The organism is Endozoicomonas ascidiicola, assembly GCF_001646945.1.
GTDB lineage: Bacteria > Pseudomonadota > Gammaproteobacteria > Pseudomonadales > Endozoicomonadaceae > Endozoicomonas > Endozoicomonas ascidiicola.
Genome location: NZ_LUTV01000005.1, coordinates 254,041 through 270,991, shown reverse-complemented (window position 1 = coordinate 270,991; position 16,951 = coordinate 254,041). Strand labels below are relative to the sequence as shown.

The following is a 16,951-nucleotide window of genomic DNA, read 5'->3' as shown; positions in this document are numbered from 1 at the left end:
GTAACCTGGCGGTTGGGGGAATGAATTTTAGCGTTCAACTTTGTGTGAACGCTCACTTCTCTTTGCACTGAGCTGATTGGTTCAGTGCCCGCGTATGCCGTCCTGAGTATTCGATATTCACTCAGGTACACCATGAACAAAAATGACTTGGCTATTTTAATGATCATCCGCTCCTGGTTAGTTGCGGTTTGTCTGATATTTTCCGGGCTTGTTCAAGCTAATGAGTTTTCTCGTTGTGTCACCGATATGAGTGGCCGTCAGGTTTGCCTCAAAACCAGCCATCCAAACATCATCAGCCTTTCTCCAGGATCGACAGAATTGTTGTTCGCTGCCGGTGCCGGAGGTCAGATGATTGCTGTGGATGAGCACAGTGATTACCCATCAGTCGTTGAACAACTGCCTTCTATTGGTGGATTCCCCGTGATCAATGTGGAAGCCATTGTTGGTATGAAGCCGGATTTGGTGGTGGTTTGGGTCGGTGGTGATTCTCCGAAAGTGGTGAAGCAGTTGGAGTCTTTGGGGGTAAATACTTTCCATTTAAATGCGGTGGATTTTTCAGGCATAGAACAGGCGATTCTAAGCCTGGGAAAAATTTTGGGCACTGAAAAGCAAGCAGAGCAATCGGTTAGTACTTTCAGAGCACGGTTATCAAGCCTTGAGAAAACGTTTAGTCAGCTGGAGCCTGTGACGGTTTTCTATGAGGTTTGGCGCTCACCATTAATGACCGTTGGTGACGGGATTTTAATAAACGACGTTATATCACTGTGTGGTGGTAACAATGTTTATGGTGATCAGGATCAGAAAATCCCCAAAATTGGCATCGAGTCTCTGATCATAAGAAACCCTCAAGCCATCATTGGCTCAGCGCCTCAGGGAGACACGCCGGAAACCCGCCGTGAAATGAAACGATTCTGGGGGCAGTGGGAAAACCTTCAGGCAGTGAGAACCGGTCAACTGTTTTCAGTACCCAGCGACCTCATCTCCAGAACCTCGCCACGAATACTGGATGGGGCAGAAATACTCTGTCGTCAATTACAGGAAGTTCGCAGTCGTCAGCCTGCAGCGGTAAACAATAAAAAAGCAAACTAGTCTCTATTCAGGTAGACCAGTTTTCATGATCTTAAAATGGATAAACAAATAATGTCTTTTAATCCATCTGCAAACTTTATTCGCACAGGTCTGTCATTGGCGGTTGCTGTAATGTCTTATTCTGCCACGGCGCAGGAAGTGCACAAACTGGAAAAGGTTATTGTGACTGCAACTAGAACAGCGCAGACCGTTGATGAAACTTTGGCACCGGTGACGGTGATTGACCGGGAAGAGATTGAGCGGATGCAAACGGTAACTGTTGTCGAGTTATTGAATCAGGCTGCTCCGGGGGTACAAGTTACATCTAATGGTGGACCCGGGAGTAACTCAGGAGTTTATATTCGGGGTACAAAAACGGCTCAGACCCTCGTTCTTTTAAATGGTCAGAAAACTAATACCGCCAATTCAGGCTCTGCTCCTTTGGAGTTTATTGATCCAGGTCAGGTAGAGCGTATTGAGATAGTTCGAGGGCCCAGGTCATCGCTTTATGGCGCTGATGCTGTTGGCGGTGTTATCAATATTATTTCAAGAAAAGGAAGTGGAGCTCCCAAAGTGTCAGTCAAGGCAGGTGGTGGTAGTCGAAAAACGGGTGAATACGCCATTAATATTGGTGGTGAACGTAATGACGTTAGATTTAATCTTGGCGGACGCTTGCTTGAAACTCAGGGCTATGACCGTACCACTGAAGGTCAAGGAACTAATCAGGATGATGACGCCTACAGGAACAAGTCTCTCTCTGGAACTCTGTCAAAAGACTTTGATAACGGTATAGAAGGTGGAGTGAACTTTACTTATTTTACAGGTAAGTCCGAATATGATGGGTATGGTATTTCAGATCACTTGGAGTCGCAGTTCACTGAAAGAATGGTCAGTACTTATCTTTCAAAAAACATAACTGATGTCTGGAGCGCCCGTATAGAGGGAGGATTTGTTAAAGATGAGCGTAAAGAGCTTGATCACGGTGTGAAAAAGAATTTTGCTGAAAATAAAAACTATTCCCTAAGTTGGTTGAATGATGTGGTTTGGGCAGATAATCAGTTGTTAACCGCTGGTATTGATTACAGTAAAGACAGGGTTGCGAGTGATGCTACCTATGTGGTTGATGATCGAGATAACAAGGCTGTATTCGCACAAAATCAAACATTTTTCGCTGGTAGTGATCTACAGTTGAGTGGTCGCTACGATGACAATGAAGCTTTTGGTGGACAATGGACTGGCGGCGCTTCTTGGGGGTTCGCTCTACCAGAGCAGATGAGACTTATTGCGTCTTATAGTACAGCCTTTCGTGCACCAACCTTTGGAGATATGTACAGAGAGTCACTTGGTTTTTACTCAAGTATTCCAAACTTAAATCTTAAGGCAGAACACTCAAAAAATGCAGAGCTCGCGCTAACTGGCCAAGTTGGCAATGTTGGTACTTGGTCGTTTAATGTTTACCAGAATAGTATGGACGATATGCTCTCTTCTGTAGAAGTTCGCCCCCGTACTTATCAGACGATTAATATCGATAAAGCTCGAATTCGTGGTGTCGAATTTGAATTTAGTACTCAAATAAAAAATATAAACGTTAGCACAAACTTTACCTATCTGGATCCTGAAAATCGCTCCGGTAAGAATAAGGGTAAAAAGCTCCACTATAGAGCTCAAAAGCTCGCTGCGCTTAATTTGGATAGAGATTTTGGGCGCTGGGCGATTGGTGGTACGTTAAAAGCTCAGGGTAAAATTTGGACTAACCCTGAAAATACTAAACAAATTCCTGGATATGGGACGTTTGACCTTAGGGCAATGGTGAAACTGTCAACCGACACCAAGATGCAATTCAAAGTTAATAATCTGTTTGATAAGAAGTATGAACCTGTTACAGGTTATCAAGGAGAACCCCGAGGCGTATTCGCAACCATAATCTGGTCCCCAGAAATATAATTCATCTGTACCAGCTAACTCGCCTCAGTCTCCTTCATAGGTTTGAGTGCAGTTAGCTTGTCTATTAATTATATTCCTTAGCGTCGGCTATAAACATTTCCGCTAATGGGGTGATCAGCGAAGTCTTTATTGTCGGAGCTTTAATACACGTAATATCAGCATATTCTTCAGTATCTTCTGACTCTTCAGAAATGGTATCCAGAGAGCGGTTAACCTGCGCTTTAACGTTTTCTGCGACGGTAATTTTTTTCTTGGTCAGGCTTATATAGTGCAGGCGATTTTCAATAGGAATGCCGCCAAGTGTAAGGATTTTCATCTTTTGGCACTGTTCCAATGTGTTAAAGCGTTGTGACAGCTGATCACGATCTCCTTTCGTTTCAAGTGATCGAGAGTGATTCTGTGCCCTTGTATGGCAGTGTTGAAGCGTTGCTCTATCCATTCAACTCAAACTTATATTTTAATCGGGAAAAGAAAACTAGACTGGCTGATAGAGAAAAAGTTTCTGGAAAAGAGGTTTTAATCAATGACATTGAAATATTCTGGCGATATTAGGGAGCTTTGTTACCCCTTTATCTACGAAGAATCTCCCCTGTGCGACTACGAAATCATCACCGATGAACTCTGTGCCACGTTAGGTGGTGTGATTTCTGAGCTGGAGAATGATGAGCGTTTTGCAGATATTTACGATTTTCTAGATAAACTGCAACCCAGAATCTTCCATATGAACGGCTCCATCCGTGGTAAACAGGCCATTTTTGAAGAGCAAATACAATGGTTAGCGGAGCATTTTGATCATTATCAGAAAGAGATTGCCGGTCAGCTGAATGGCTTTGTTCTGCCTAGAGGTGGGCGCCCTGTGCAGCTATTACATAGCTGTCGTTCATTATCCAAAAAGGCGGTACGTGAGTTGGTCAATGTCGACAAACACGGTATTAAAGTTCCTGATGAGCTTCATCGGTTTGGCAACATGTTGTGCAATTTGTTCTTCCGCTTGACCGTGGTGATTAATCGGCGATTGGGTGTTGTTGAGCCTGAATATGAAAGCCTAAGCTATATTCTCAAGCCACCTTCGAAGAAAACAATGTAGATACCATCTCTCACTATCAGCCTCAAGTACTTTGGGGCTGATATTCACTCTGATGTTTCACAACACCAAAGCAAATCTGTACAAGCTTCCGCATTGCCGCTCCGATCGCTTGCATTTTTGTCTTCCCATTAGACAGCAGTCGTTGATATTGAGCTTTTATATCAGGGTTATGTTGAATGGCGACCACTGCTGCCATATACAGCTTGGCTCTGATATTAGCGGGACCGACTTTACTTAAATGACTTCGCCCTTTCTGCAGTCCTGACTCCCTGAGCTTGGGAACCAAGCCAAGATAAGCAGCGACTCCGCTCGCGCTCTTAAAATCACGACTGTGGATAACAGAGAGCATGAGCCTGGAAACTACTGGACCTACACCCTGAATAGTTTGCATTAACCTGCGATCTTTTTTCAGATGTGGAAATTGATCAATATGGTCATTAATCTCTTGTTCTACTCGGTTTTTCTCGACTTTTAGCTCGCCGATCATTTTGTGCAGCGAGGCTATAACCACGTCTGACGAGTTGGATATTTCTGCTTTCTCGAGTCGATTTAGCTCTCTGAGTAAATCAGATTCCAATGCTTCCAGTCGAGACAGCATAGACTTCAACTTACGAATCTCATCAGGCTCTGGCTGCCATAATTGAAGACCGTTTTGATAACCAAATCTAGCGAGAACAGCACTGTCTTTCTTGTCAGTTTTCTGAAGCACTCCAAGCCCTTTGGCAAAATTTCTTACTCTTGCCGGGTTCGCAACATTCACCAGAAAACCAGCATTATGCAGGTAATAAGTGAGAGCTTCATGGTATACACTGGTTGCCTCCAGAACGACGTACACCTCTTCAGGCTTAGCCTTGATATTGTTCAATAACCACTGACCAAGCTGCTGATGACCTTTAGCAGTGTTATCAAATACTCTGGTCTTTACCTTGTTATTCTCTGGATCACGCAACCACAAGCAATCCAGTTTATTCTTGCTAACATCGACACCAACGTAATAAATCATCTCTCATTAGCCTTGTACATGCGACATCACTGCAGAGCAGGTGTCTGGATACCATCCAACATTTAGAGATAGAGCAGGTTCAGGGATTTATCTACACCACAACATCAAATAGCGTTAAGGTCGGTAACAATCTCACTGAACCTGTGGGAACCTGGATAGCTAATCAAGATTCCCTGAGAGATACAAGGTCGGTAACCCGAAAGGGTTGCCGACATTGGTATGGGGAAGTCGGTAAGTCTTTTAGGATTACCGACCTTCAAGATATCAGTGATTACCAATCTTCCGGTAGTTAAATCCTTTGAAGCTGATCTTGTAGAGTAGTGAATAAATCACAGGCAAGACAATCAGCGTCAGTACGGTAGCAAAACCAAGGCCAAAGATAATGGTCACCGCCATGGATTTGAAGAATGCATCAAACAACAGTGGAATCATACCCAGCATCGTGGTCAGCGCAGCCATACAAACCGGACGTAAACGACTGACAGACGCATGAAAAATTGCTTCGTGCTCTTCCCAGCCTTCTTCCAGCTCCAGCTTGATCTGTTCCACCAGAACAATGCCGTTTTTAATCAACATCCCAGATAGGCTAAGAAGCCCCAGTAATCCCATAAAGCTGAACGGTGTGTTCAGCACCAGCAAGCCGGCAACGACACCAATGAGCGCCAGAGGAACCGTACACCAGATAGCAAGCGGCTGTCGTACGGTATTGAACAGGAACACCGTGATCAGGAACATGGCCAGATAACCCATGGGGATGGATTTGAAGACTGCACTCTGGGCATCGCTGGACAACTCATAAGCTCCACCCCACTCAAGGCTGTAACCTTCTGGTAATGGAATTGCTTCGATTTTTGAGCGTACCTTCTTAAACACACTGTCGGTGGTTTCATCGCTCAGCATGATCGGGTCCGCCATCACAGATAGCATACGTTTACGATCACGACGGATAATCAGTGGGTTTTCCCACTCGGTATCAAAGCTGGAAATGGCTTGAGTGATTGGCACAAAGCTTTGATGGTCCGCACTCCAGACCTGCAAGTCAGTAATACTGTCGGCATTCAGTCGTTCAGTTTCCGGAGCCTGAACCACCAGTGGCATCAACTGACTGCCTTCGCGATAAATACCAACCTGACGACCACTGAAGTTGACCAACAGCGCATCATCCAGCGCCTGTTTGGAAATACCACTGCGACGTGCACTGGCTTCATCAATATGTGGGCGAACAAGGCTCACCTGATTACGCCACCCATGTCGTACATGTACGGCGGTGGGTTCATTGTTCAGTATTGTTGCCGCCTGCATAGCCAGAGATCTTAGTACTTTAGGATCTTCACCATAAAAGCGTGCTTCAATTTCTGCGGGTGCTGCCGGGCCGTTTTGCATCAGTTTAATGCGATATTCCACATCGCCGTACTGTTCTTTGAGAATGCTTTCCATGGGAGGGATCAGTGCATCAATCGTCTCCAAATCTTCCGCTGCGATGATCAGCTGACCATAACTGGTGTATTGCTTTTCTGGCTGATAAGGAAGAATAAAGCGCTGGGCACCCATACCCATGACGGACGTGACATTTTTCACTCCGGGCATGGTGAGGACTTGTTTCTCAAAGGTTGCCAACTCCGCTGCAGTTGCCCGGATATCACTGCCTTCGGGCATCCAGAAATCCACAAAGAAGATAGGCGTGTTGGATGGTGGGAAAAACACGTTTTTCACAGAACCAAAACCGACAATCGCAATCACCAGCGCCAACAACGTTAAGCTGATGGTGGCTGGACGATGTTTCAGCGCAAAATTCAGCAGCTGTTTGTACAGGGTAAACAAGGCGCCTTGATAAGGATCAACAGCCGGTGCATGTTCATCCTCTGTCGCATTTTCATAACCCTTGAATAATATGTTGCAGAAGAAGGGTGTCAGGGTAATCGCCGTAACCCAGCTCAGCATCAGAGAAATTAAGAGTACTTGAAACAGAGAGAGGCAGAACTCACCGGTGGAGTCATCAGACAACCCGATGGGAGCAAAGGCCATAATGGCAATGACGGTGGCGCCTAACAGCGGCCACTGGTTCAGTTGCACTACGCGCTTAGCTGCTTGCATCCGGGTCATACCCCGTTGCAGGCCAACCTGAATGCCTTCGGTAATAACAATGGCATTATCAACCAGCATACCAAGAGCGATAATCAGTGCACCCAGCGAGATTAACTGTAAATCAATACCCAGTGCCTTCATCACAATAAAGGTGCCGGAGATGGTCAGTAGCAACACCGCACCCATCAATAGGCCGGCGCGAACACCCATAGCTAATAGCAGCACCACGATGACAATAACGATGGCTTCTACCAGGTTGATCAGAAACCCGTTAACGGATTCGGAGACCGTGGCCGGTTGGTCGTACACTGTCGTTAGTTCAATGCCTAGAGGTTGCTCAGAGGTCAGTTCGTTGAGGCGTTGTCTAACACTTTCACCAACATCCACCACATTGACGCCGGAGCCAAAGGAAATACCCAGAGAAAGGGCTGGCTTGCCGTTGGAGGTGTACATGCTGTCCGGCGTGTCGTCATAGTCACGACGGACAGTGGAAATATCACCCAGGCGAACCAATTGTGAGCTGCCGGGCGGGCTAATGATTAGCTGCTCAAGTTCTTTAACATGGTTGAATTCGCCGGTAGGGTGAATGCGAATAGAGCGACCTTCAACCAGCATATTGCCAGCATTAGACACGACATTCTGATTTTGAATCAGGGAGAAAATCCAGGCAGGGTCGATGCCCAGACTGGCCAGTTTCGCCTGAGACATTTCAACGACAACTTCTTCCTGTCGTATACCCGCAACGGTGACTTTTTTAACGTCTTCTACCAGCACCAGCTCGCGCTTCAGATAGTCAGCGTAGTTTTCCAGGTCTCTCGGGGTATAACCATCACCGGTAATGTTGAACAGCATGCCGTAGACATCGCTGAAATCATCAACGACAACGGACGGATAAACACCCGGTGGCATACCGCCCTGGGCATCATTGATTTTTCGACGCACTTCGTCCCAGATCTGAGGTAGTTCATCAGAAGGGTACTGTTCTTTCATTTCTACCATGATCTGGGAGCGACCATTGCTACTGATGGAGTCAATGTTTTTCACATACTCCAACTGTTGTATGGCTTCTTCCAATGGCAGGGTGACTTCTTCTTCCACCTGTTCCGGTGATGCGCCGGGATAGTGAGTGATAACCATCGCCTGTTTGATGGTGAACTCAGGGAACTCCAGCTGACCAAGCCCAAAAAAGGAAATACCGCCTCCGACCAGCAGGATGGCAACAAACATCCAGCTAATCACACGATGGGATATGGAATACTCAGCAATATTCATGGATTACAGTCCCCGTTCTTTTTTCAGGGGCTTAACTTTCATACCACCGTGCAGCTGGCTGAGCCCGGCAGTGACAATGCGGTCTTGTGGGCTGAGGCCCGCGGTGATTTGTACACCGGCCTGAGTGATGCGGCCGACAGTGACGTCAACGGGTGTGATGGTTTGAGTTGATGGATCAAATTTCCAGACCACTGTCTTATTGTCGGCGTCGTTTTTACCCACCGCGGAAACGGGCACGACGACATAACCTGGTGCACTGCTTGTGTCCATGATTTGAGCAAGATCGATGATGATCGTGGCAGTCATGCCTGGCAGGATATTCAGGTTGGCCGGAGCGGTTCGGGTGAAGATGACTTCATAACTCTGAGAGCCAGGAGATACCCGTGTCGCATGTTCTTTATAGCTGACTGGATACTCCTGCCCGGGAGCGCCAGGGAACGTGGCTACCGGCTGGTAGTTTGGATCGACGGAATCTTTATTGACATGGGAGACAATGCTTTCCGGGATTTGAATGCTGATGTCGAGGCTGTCATTGCTCTGCATGACCAAGACCGGTTGCTGAGCCTGCACTTGCTGGTGGGCTTCAGCCACGGTTTGTGCGACACGACCACTGAATGGCGCACGCAGTGTCGTGTAATCCAATTTGTCACGGCTTAGCTTGAGAGCCGCTTCGGCGGATTTCAGCTTGGCGCTGGCTGTATCGTAACTGGACTGGGAGATGACTTTTTTCGTCAGCAGTGATTTTGCACGATCAAACTCCGCTTTCGCTAGCTCAAAATTGGCCTGACGATCTTGAAGTTCGTTGCGAATGTCGCGGTCATCCAGATAAGCAAGTATCTGACCTTTAGATACATCGTCACCTTGCTTGACTACCATTTTGGAAATTTGGCCAGGGATTCGGAAGGAGATTTCTGCTTCTTCCGTCGCAGTCACTTTACCGGGGAAATATCGAAGTTGTTGCTGGGTCGGATCAGTGACTTCAAACAGTTTAACGGGGCGTACGACGGCTTCTTGTGCAACGGGTTCATCGTTATTGCAGCCCTGGAGTAGCACAGTGGCCAGTACCAGAAAAAGCGTAATGGTTGCTTTACCAGCAGATGAGGGGAGGTTCATCTAATGTCAACTCCTTAAGTGTCTATTAATAAGTGTCTATTAATAATTGCTAGTGAATAAGTTCGGAAATCATCGTTTCCGCCTGAACTTTGCAGCTGGCGACTAACGCGGGGGAGAATTCCAGGGTCCAGCCCCAGCCTCGAAGGTACTTTTCAAGATTGATGGCGAGCAGATTCAAGCCACGATCCTTGTGAAAAGAGGGCTGTTTCAGGCCAAAGCCTGAAAGACTGATTCGGTACAATCCTTCACTCATGCTCCAGAGACCCATAAGGATGTCTGTAATCGTGCCATCGTGCTTTGATGTCATCAGACTTGGATTGTCGGGTAATAGTTCCACAAGGAGCGCTTCTACTTTTTGAGCAACGCAATGACAAATGTCGTCTAATGCTTGAGCTCTTTTCTCTGAAGCTCTTGTCCAGATATCCGGGTTCATGGCCAGTTGGCGCAGGAAGAAGTAGTGAGGGTCTCTGGCATCACTGAGCCAGTTGGCAATAATCACCGTTAATAAGCGCTCTGTCGGTGCCATGGTGGACGTCAGGATTTTCTGAAACGTTGCCTCTACTTGTCCAGCCACAGAGGTGGCGCAGCCCAGTAGCAAATCTTCCTTGCTGGAAAAGTGGGAGTACACCGTGCCCATGGAATATTGTGCATGTTTTGCTACTTCCGACATTTTCAGCTCCATAAACCCTTTTTGCTTCAGCAGTTCGAGGGTGGATTGAATGATGTCGGATTCACGCTGAGCCCGTTTGTCGGATGCAGCCATGATGAGGTACCGGTAATTGTCAGTGGGCAAGAATAAAACGTTTTCGAACGATAGTCGAACAGTAGTCGAATAATATTCGAATTTAGTTTTCCTTTCTGGATTGGAGTACGGGATTTCGTATAAATAAAGCAGAAAAACAGCCGAAAACAATAACTTGCCCCTTTTTTCTGGTCAGCCTGGTTGATTGTTGTTTTTCTGGAGGAATAGATGTTGCTTGTCGTGGTTTATGCCTGCTGTATCGTTTTGATTACCTCTTTTTTATCCTTGTTGGAATCTTCAATTGTCGCGATCAATGAGCTGAGATTGGTCACCATCCTGCATCGGCGGCCAGAACGAAAAGAGACGCTTCAGAAAGTCTTTCGGAAAAAAAGGGAGCACTTATCGTCCATTGTTTTGTTAAGCACCATGGTAAGCATTTCTGGCAGTACCTTCCTGGGAGCGCTGGCAGCAAAGGAGTTTGACGATTTATGGCTGGCTGCGTTCACGGCGATTCTGGCTTATGTGATGATGGTGTTTGCCAAGGTGCTGCCCAAACTGATTGCTGTGCAGGTGGCTGACCGGGTGCTTGTGCGTTGGTGTGGGCTGATTCACTGGATTTATCTTCTGACGAGGCCTGTTCTACAGCTGGCGCTGGTTTGGTTGCATGTGTTGCCAACACCCACCGCTGTGGTTCGAAGTGGTGATGAGTTGCAGAGTATCATCCGTCATTACAACAAAAAGGGGTTGATTGGTAAGCGGCAGCGAAAGCTGGCAGAAGCGGTGTTGACCTCTCATCGAAGGCATCTGGCTGAATTGATTGAACAGCCATTTGCTCCGAATATTTGTTTACCGTTTAATGCCACTGTTGAGTCGATAAGAGGTATTCTTCAGGCCTCCCCTTGCAAGCGGTATATTGTGCTTCGGGACAATAAACCGTCAGGCATTGTGCTTTATCGTCACTTGGCCCGGTGTCTGGTGAACAATGAAGGCGAAACGCTGGTTAATACGCTTGTTCGTGATGCGGTGAATCTTGATCCGGAAGCCTCTCTCCATGAAGCAATGAAAGCATTACAGAAGAGTGGAACCTCTATGATTCTAATTGCGGGTGATACGGTGGAGAGTACCCGGATTATTACCGCGAAAATGTTATATCAGGCGTTGTTGCGGTACGGTTGATCGTTCATTTGGAGAATGGGCGAGCCTGTTTTTTACAGTAAGTAGCCGGTAGCTTGAGCCGTTATTTTAATGGCGTAGGCAAAATTCAAGTGAATATTCTTGATAATTATTTCTTTAAGGTCTAAATATTCAGTGACTTTTTTTGACTTTTTTTGACTTTTTCAGGTCTAACTCATGCAATGTTAATAACATGAGGACTCATAATGACTTCGGGAATTAATCCTAACGTAGGTACACCGGCAGCATACACGACTGATTCGACGCAGAGCGCTGTAGCTGAGGGTGGTGATGGCAATCAAAGCGCGGATGGAAGTATAGAAAGTATTCCTGATTCGAGACCTTCTTCTCCTGTTCCGGGGTATGATGACAGTGTAAACCCTCAGACCTTGAAGGTGGGAGAGCTTAAAATTGCCAGTGTAGAAGATGCGGAGCCTCGGATGACTGCAGATGCTGACAATGAGGAAATTGACAAGTCAGATAGTGCCAGTACTGCAAGTCAAGATGGGTCTGTAGGAGGTACAAATGATAGTGATGGGGGAGAGCTCGACAGCGCTAGCGGAACAGATACATCTGTAAAACAAGGAGAAGCGGCAGTCAGTAATGAAGCAGCAAAAAATGGAGCAGCCAAAGAGGATTGTGAAAGCTCAGATACCGGCGAAGAGGCTAAGGAGGGCGTTGAGTCAGGTTCTACAGCTGCAGCAGCCCCCGCTGTCTCTGATGGAGTGTCATCTGACTCAGAGAGTGAGGAGCCACTGGCTGAATAAATTCCACTCTAGTGATTGATGGCCTTAGAAAAAAAGGCTTAATTCTGGCGTATAGATATCGAGTGGTAGCAACTGAATGCATCCACTCGGTTGATGTTTTTCGAAATCATTAGAGTTAAATGAACACTTGGTAATGAAAGTAAGTGGTTTCAACGGGACACCGTGCCCCTTCCTGCGTATACTTTCGTGCGTTTAGTATTTCACGTATCGAACCCTTCCTATGACAAAGATCCTCGAAACTGATGTAGTGGTAATTGGCGGCGGTATTGCTGGCCTTTGGTTATTTCGTACCCTTAATACTCTTGGCTACAAAGCGATATTGCTGGAGCAGGGGTCTCTGGGAGGCGGGCAGACGATCAAGTCCCAGGGCATTGTTCACGGTGGCACCAAATACACATTAACGGGCCAGTTGACCAATGCTTCTCAGGCCATTGCCAGTATGCCAGATCGTTGGCGCAATGCGTTGGCTGGTCATGGTGAAGGTGCGGATCCAGATTTAAGTTCCGCCAGTATTTTATCGAACTTCCACTATCTGTGGTCTCCCGGTGATTTGGGGTCCAGAATGACTTCCTTCTTTGCCAGCAAGGCATTAAGAGGGCGTGTGGATGTGCTGAAAAAAGATCAGTTCCCCGACATTTTTAAACACGACGGCTTTCGTGGAAAAGTGTATCAGCTGAATGAAATTGTGTTGGATATTGCCACGGTCACCAAGGTATTAACGGCCGGCCTGGAAGATAGGATCATTCAGGTTGACTGGAGTGAGCAGGGCAACGCCACGTTAAAAACCGGTGACACCGGTGACATTGATGCGGTTGAACTGACTGATAATACCGGAGAGCGCATTACTTTAATTGCAAAACGATTTGTGCTGTCTGCTGGCGAAGGTACTCAGGGGTTACTGAACCGCTGGGGAATAAATGAGCCCAAAATGCAGGTGCGTCCTCTGCAAATGGTGATGGTTCGTCATACTCACCCAGAACCGATTTATGCCCACTGTTTAGGCACCACACCGCTGCCGAGAATCACCATTACCAGTCATCCGGATAAAGATGGCAAATGGGTTTGGTATCTTGGAGGCGGAATCGCTGAGGATGGCGTAAAACAATCTGCAGAAGCGTTGATCGCCACGGCAAAAAAAGAAATGAAAGCGCTGTTGCCCTGGGTGGATTTAGATCAGGCCGAATGGGCGACACTGCACGTTAATCGAGCGGAACCAAAGCAGAACCGCCTGCTGCGTCCTGACGCCGCGTTCTGTCAGCCAGTTGGCAATGGTATTGTGACCTGGCCAACCAAGCTGGCACTGGCTCCGAACTTGTCCGATGAAGTGGTTAAGATGCTGAAGGATGCAGATATACAACCATCGACTGATGATTTCGCGGTGCCGGGAACGTTTACCCAACCAGAGATTTGCCCGAACTTCTGGCAAGACAGTTTCAAGGATTAAACATGATGCAGGTACTGCCAACACATAAAATTGCCGGCACAGATATTGAAGTCTCTCCCCTTGGTTTTGGTACGGTTAAGCTGGGGCGGGATCAGGGCGTAAAATATCCGGAGCATTTTACCATTCCTGATGACCGGGAAATGCTGGAATTATTAAAGTTGGCACAGGGTTTTGGTATTAATCTTCTGGATACGGCACCGGCCTATGGCAACAGTGAAGAGCGCCTTGGTCAGCTGTTTGCTAAAGATCATTCACTGCGTCAACAGTGGGTGATCTGCAGTAAGGTCGGTGAAGAGTTCGATGATGGTGAATCCTGGTTCGATTTTACGGAACAGTATATTCGCAAGAGTGTTGAGCGTAGTCTGAAGCGATTAAATAGCGATGTGATCGAACTGATGCTGGTGCACTCCAGCGGCGATGATGTGAATATTATCGAACAAACCGGATGTCTAGAGGTGTTGGCTGCGCTGAAGAAGGAAGGCAAAATTCGGGCTTCAGGCATGTCCACCAAAACCGTTGAGGGTGGCATTCTTGCTCTGAAACAGTCCGATATAGCTATGGTGACCTATAACCTCAATGAGCAGGGTGAGAAGCCTGTGTTGGATTATGCGCAGGAAAACGACAAAGGTATTTTAGTGAAGAAAGCTTTTGCCAGTGGTCATGTCTGTCTTTCTGGGCAGAATTCGGTACTGGAAAGTCTCAAGTTGGTTTTCTCGCACACTGCGGTTTCTTCTGCCATTGTTGGGACCATTAACCCAACGCACCTCCGGCAGAATGTGGAGATGTTTTTACAGTCATGTAAAATTTGACAGTTTGGAGCTTGGCCGCTGTATGTATTTGTTCAGCATGATCAATACTTTCTGATCATGCTGTTGAATTTACAAGTTCAGTTTACATGGGGTCAGATAGTGCAATAATAGGATCAAGCTATTGACGTTTTATAGGTAGTCATTATTAAGTCAGTTTGTGTGTTTTTTTCTGAAGTCCGTTGAAAACGACTAAGTTGACCTTGTAAATCAAGGTTGGACTTTTCGAGTTTGGCTTTTTCTTCTTCAAGCTCCTCAATGCGTGCTGTCAGCTTCTTTTTATTATTGCCATCAGCGGCTTTTTCGCTTGCTTTCTGATCGGGGGCGCTTGCTTTACTGAAGATTTCTTTCCAGTTGAATTTCTTCAGATTTGGTTTTAATGTGACAGGCTTTACTTCTTTAAATTTCTGCGCAACGGTATAGTGCTGCCATAAATTAACAAGCTGCAGAGCCTTGTTATTAGGCTTTAATTGTAGTTCAGTCTGGATTTGGTTAAGCCACTGTAAAAGTTTAGGGTAGGTTTTTCTAAGCTTATTTATGGCGATGTCCTTTTTCAAAGGAAAGAATAAGTCTGATCCATAACGATGGACACAACGTTCTGAAAAAGCGACAGTATTTAACCAGTCCGTCTCAGATATGCCTATTTCCTCTAGTTCTGGAGTCCAGCAGGTGGTCTGCAGAAGCTGATTAGGGATATTCAATAGTCCAGCTATTTTGAATATGAAATCGAGATCAGGAACGCCGCCTCTAGGTATAAAACCATTCCATGATTTTTCGGGAGAATATTGGTTAGCGCCTGAGTTAAAGGGGGGGGGGAGTATTGGATCAGGCGATGGAAGCTTTTCTGTCTTTTTTTTACTGGCAAGTGACTGCCAGTCAAATGTAGTGTTAACGACCTTGCCAGAATTAGTCTCACATAAATAGAATGCGGTTAGGTAGTCAAGGGTGCTGGCAATATTTGGATTACAATCACAACGATGTGTTTTCTCTGGAAGGTCTTGCAGCCATTGATATAGCTTGGGTTGCGTCAGGAGTAGATGGTCATCCCAAAGGTCAGGATTATCATTCCTGAACGAAATTACGTTTTCGCTAAGAAATTTTTGAAAACTCTCTATGAACAGGCGATCCGGATAAGCGAATTGTTGTCCGATCAGCTCGGCATTGGCCATCGTTATATCAAGTTTTTTGAGAACTACTTTTAAGGCAGTTTGATATGAAGGAAGGCGGGGGTGTTCGGAAAAGGTGGTTGTATCCTGAATAGTGCTGTCGGTAAGGGAATCCAGATTGTTGCCGGGAATCATATCAGCTATTCGCTTTTTTTGGAGGCAGGGCACACAATCTTTGGCCTGAGAGTGGTTATTGATTGTGGCTGGGCTTTCGGCTTTTTCAGGTAGTGTCGGACTATTTTGGTTTATAGCCACAATAGGTGCTGGTTGGACACTGTTTGCAGTAATAGTGGATGCCTCGGTTTTCGCCACTTTCTGAGGTGCAGATTCGGTTTCAGAGTTGCTGTTCAGTGGTCTTTTCAGCGATTTGAGTGTATTTCCACTATTTGTTGTTGCTGAAATAGCGTCTGCTGGTTGTGTAATAGCGAATTGTTGTCCGATCAGCTCGGCATTGACCATCGTTATATCAAGTTTTTTGAGAACTACTTTTAAGGCAGTTTGATATGAAGGAAGGCGGGGGTGTTCGGAAAAGGTGGTTGTATCCTGAATAGTGCTGTCGGTAAGGGAATCCAGATTGTTGCCGGGAATCATATCAGCTATTCGCTTTTTTTGGAGGCAGGGCACACAATCTTTGGCCTGAGAGTGGTTATTGATTGTGGCTGGGCTTTCGGCTTTTTCAGGTAGTGTCGGACTATTTTGGTTTATAGCCACAATAGGTRCTGGTTGGACACTGTTTGCAGTAATAGTGGATGCCTCGGTTTTYGCCACTTYCTGAGGTGCAGATTCGGTTTCAGAGTTGCTGTTCAGTGGYCTTTTCAGCGATTTGAGTGTATTTCCACTATTTGTTGTTGCTGAAATAGCGTCTGCTGGTTGTGTAATGAATGTCGGTTGGTTTGCATACAGAGTGAGTATCTTCGCTTTCGGTTTTTGTGGCGTTGCTGGTAGAGATAGAGTGCTTGGGTTTGCGTAAGTATTATCGGGTGATTGATATCTTGCAGCTGTCAAGCCGGAAATACTTTTATGATGTGTAGCTATGCGCCGATCAGTTAAGTTGTTTTGCGTAGGTGAGCTTAGATTGCTTGCAAACTGATGAAGCGAAGGGGAGGAGCAAGTTACAGCCTTGACTTTCCCATCATAGGATAAAGGTTTTAATTTATTAATGGTAACATTCAGAAGGTGATGTTTATTGCTATTGGATGAGCTTGGAATCATTTATTAGTACTCGAAAATTATTTTTTGATCGAACGATTTAGTATATAAAAATAGCTCCGAATTCATTAA

Annotated in this window: 13 protein-coding genes; 7 read left to right on the top strand and 6 right to left on the bottom strand. The window is 46.1% G+C overall.

Going from position 1 to position 16,951, the window contains the following annotated elements; all coding sequences use genetic code 11:
- Nucleotides 1-132 precede the first annotated feature (132 nt).
- Together AKL11_RS15065 and AKL11_RS15060 are read left to right on the top strand one after the other, a co-directional pair.
- On the top strand, nucleotides 133-1,089 hold the full coding sequence (locus tag AKL11_RS15065) for a cobalamin-binding protein (RefSeq protein ID WP_095210416.1): 957 nt from the start codon (nucleotides 133-135) through the stop codon (nucleotides 1,087-1,089).
- A 36-nt stretch (nucleotides 1,090-1,125) separates the two neighbouring features.
- Complete coding sequence (locus AKL11_RS15060) at nucleotides 1,126-3,012, top strand: TonB-dependent receptor domain-containing protein (RefSeq protein ID WP_095210415.1); 1,887 nt, start codon at nucleotides 1,126-1,128, stop codon at nucleotides 3,010-3,012.
- Nucleotides 3,013-3,076: 64 nt separating this feature from the next.
- On the opposite strand, the gene AKL11_RS15055 is transcribed toward AKL11_RS15060, so the two are convergent.
- Nucleotides 3,077-3,328: a hypothetical protein gene (locus AKL11_RS15055; RefSeq protein WP_157673588.1), complete on the bottom strand. Its 252-nt coding sequence runs from the start codon at nucleotides 3,326-3,328 to the stop codon at nucleotides 3,077-3,079.
- A gap of 207 nt (nucleotides 3,329-3,535) precedes the next feature.
- Between AKL11_RS15055 and AKL11_RS15050 the strand changes: the two genes are divergently transcribed.
- Nucleotides 3,536-4,099 (top strand): cobalamin adenosyltransferase family protein, encoded by a 564-nt coding sequence (locus AKL11_RS15050; RefSeq protein WP_067518895.1) that lies wholly within the window; start codon nucleotides 3,536-3,538, stop codon nucleotides 4,097-4,099.
- Between the two features lie 22 nt (nucleotides 4,100-4,121).
- Here AKL11_RS15050 and AKL11_RS15045 read toward each other — a convergent pair whose 3' ends face one another.
- The 4 genes from AKL11_RS15045 to AKL11_RS15030 form a co-directional block, all read right to left on the bottom strand.
- Nucleotides 4,122-5,102 carry an IS110 family RNA-guided transposase gene (locus AKL11_RS15045; RefSeq protein ID WP_245673380.1) on the bottom strand — a complete coding sequence of 327 codons (981 nt, stop codon included), beginning with the start codon at nucleotides 5,100-5,102 and terminating at the stop codon, nucleotides 4,122-4,124.
- 264 nt (nucleotides 5,103-5,366) lie between these two features.
- A complete protein-coding gene (locus tag AKL11_RS15040) occupies nucleotides 5,367-8,459 on the bottom strand; it encodes an efflux RND transporter permease subunit (RefSeq protein WP_067518893.1) in 3,093 nt (1,030 codons plus the stop codon).
- Between the two features lie 3 nt (nucleotides 8,460-8,462).
- Nucleotides 8,463-9,572, bottom strand: coding sequence for an efflux RND transporter periplasmic adaptor subunit (locus AKL11_RS15035; RefSeq protein WP_067518891.1), 1,110 nt, complete (start codon nucleotides 9,570-9,572; stop codon nucleotides 8,463-8,465).
- Nucleotides 9,573-9,621: 49 nt separating this feature from the next.
- Nucleotides 9,622-10,335 carry a TetR/AcrR family transcriptional regulator gene (locus tag AKL11_RS15030; RefSeq protein WP_067518889.1) on the bottom strand — a complete coding sequence of 238 codons (714 nt, stop codon included), beginning with the start codon at nucleotides 10,333-10,335 and terminating at the stop codon, nucleotides 9,622-9,624.
- A gap of 207 nt (nucleotides 10,336-10,542) precedes the next feature.
- On the opposite strand from AKL11_RS15030, the gene AKL11_RS15025 reads away from it, so the two are divergent.
- The 4 genes from AKL11_RS15025 (at nucleotide 10,543) to AKL11_RS15010 (ending at nucleotide 14,507) form a co-directional block, all read left to right on the top strand.
- Entirely contained in the window at nucleotides 10,543-11,490 is a 948-nt protein-coding gene (locus tag AKL11_RS15025) for a CNNM domain-containing protein (protein ID WP_067518886.1), read from the top strand.
- Nucleotides 11,491-11,693: 203 nt separating this feature from the next.
- Entirely contained in the window at nucleotides 11,694-12,254 is a 561-nt protein-coding gene (locus tag AKL11_RS15020) for a hypothetical protein (protein WP_067518883.1), read from the top strand.
- 220 nt (nucleotides 12,255-12,474) lie between these two features.
- A complete protein-coding gene (locus AKL11_RS15015; protein WP_067518881.1) occupies nucleotides 12,475-13,698 on the top strand; it encodes an FAD-dependent oxidoreductase in 1,224 nt (407 codons plus the stop codon).
- Nucleotides 13,699-13,700: 2 nt separating this feature from the next.
- A complete protein-coding gene (locus tag AKL11_RS15010) occupies nucleotides 13,701-14,507 on the top strand; it encodes an aldo/keto reductase (protein ID WP_067518879.1) in 807 nt (268 codons plus the stop codon).
- Between the two features lie 113 nt (nucleotides 14,508-14,620).
- On the opposite strand, the gene AKL11_RS15005 is transcribed toward AKL11_RS15010, so the two are convergent.
- Complete coding sequence (locus tag AKL11_RS15005) at nucleotides 14,621-16,882, bottom strand: hypothetical protein (RefSeq protein WP_067518876.1); 2,262 nt, start codon at nucleotides 16,880-16,882, stop codon at nucleotides 14,621-14,623.
- Nucleotides 16,883-16,951 lie beyond the last annotated feature (69 nt).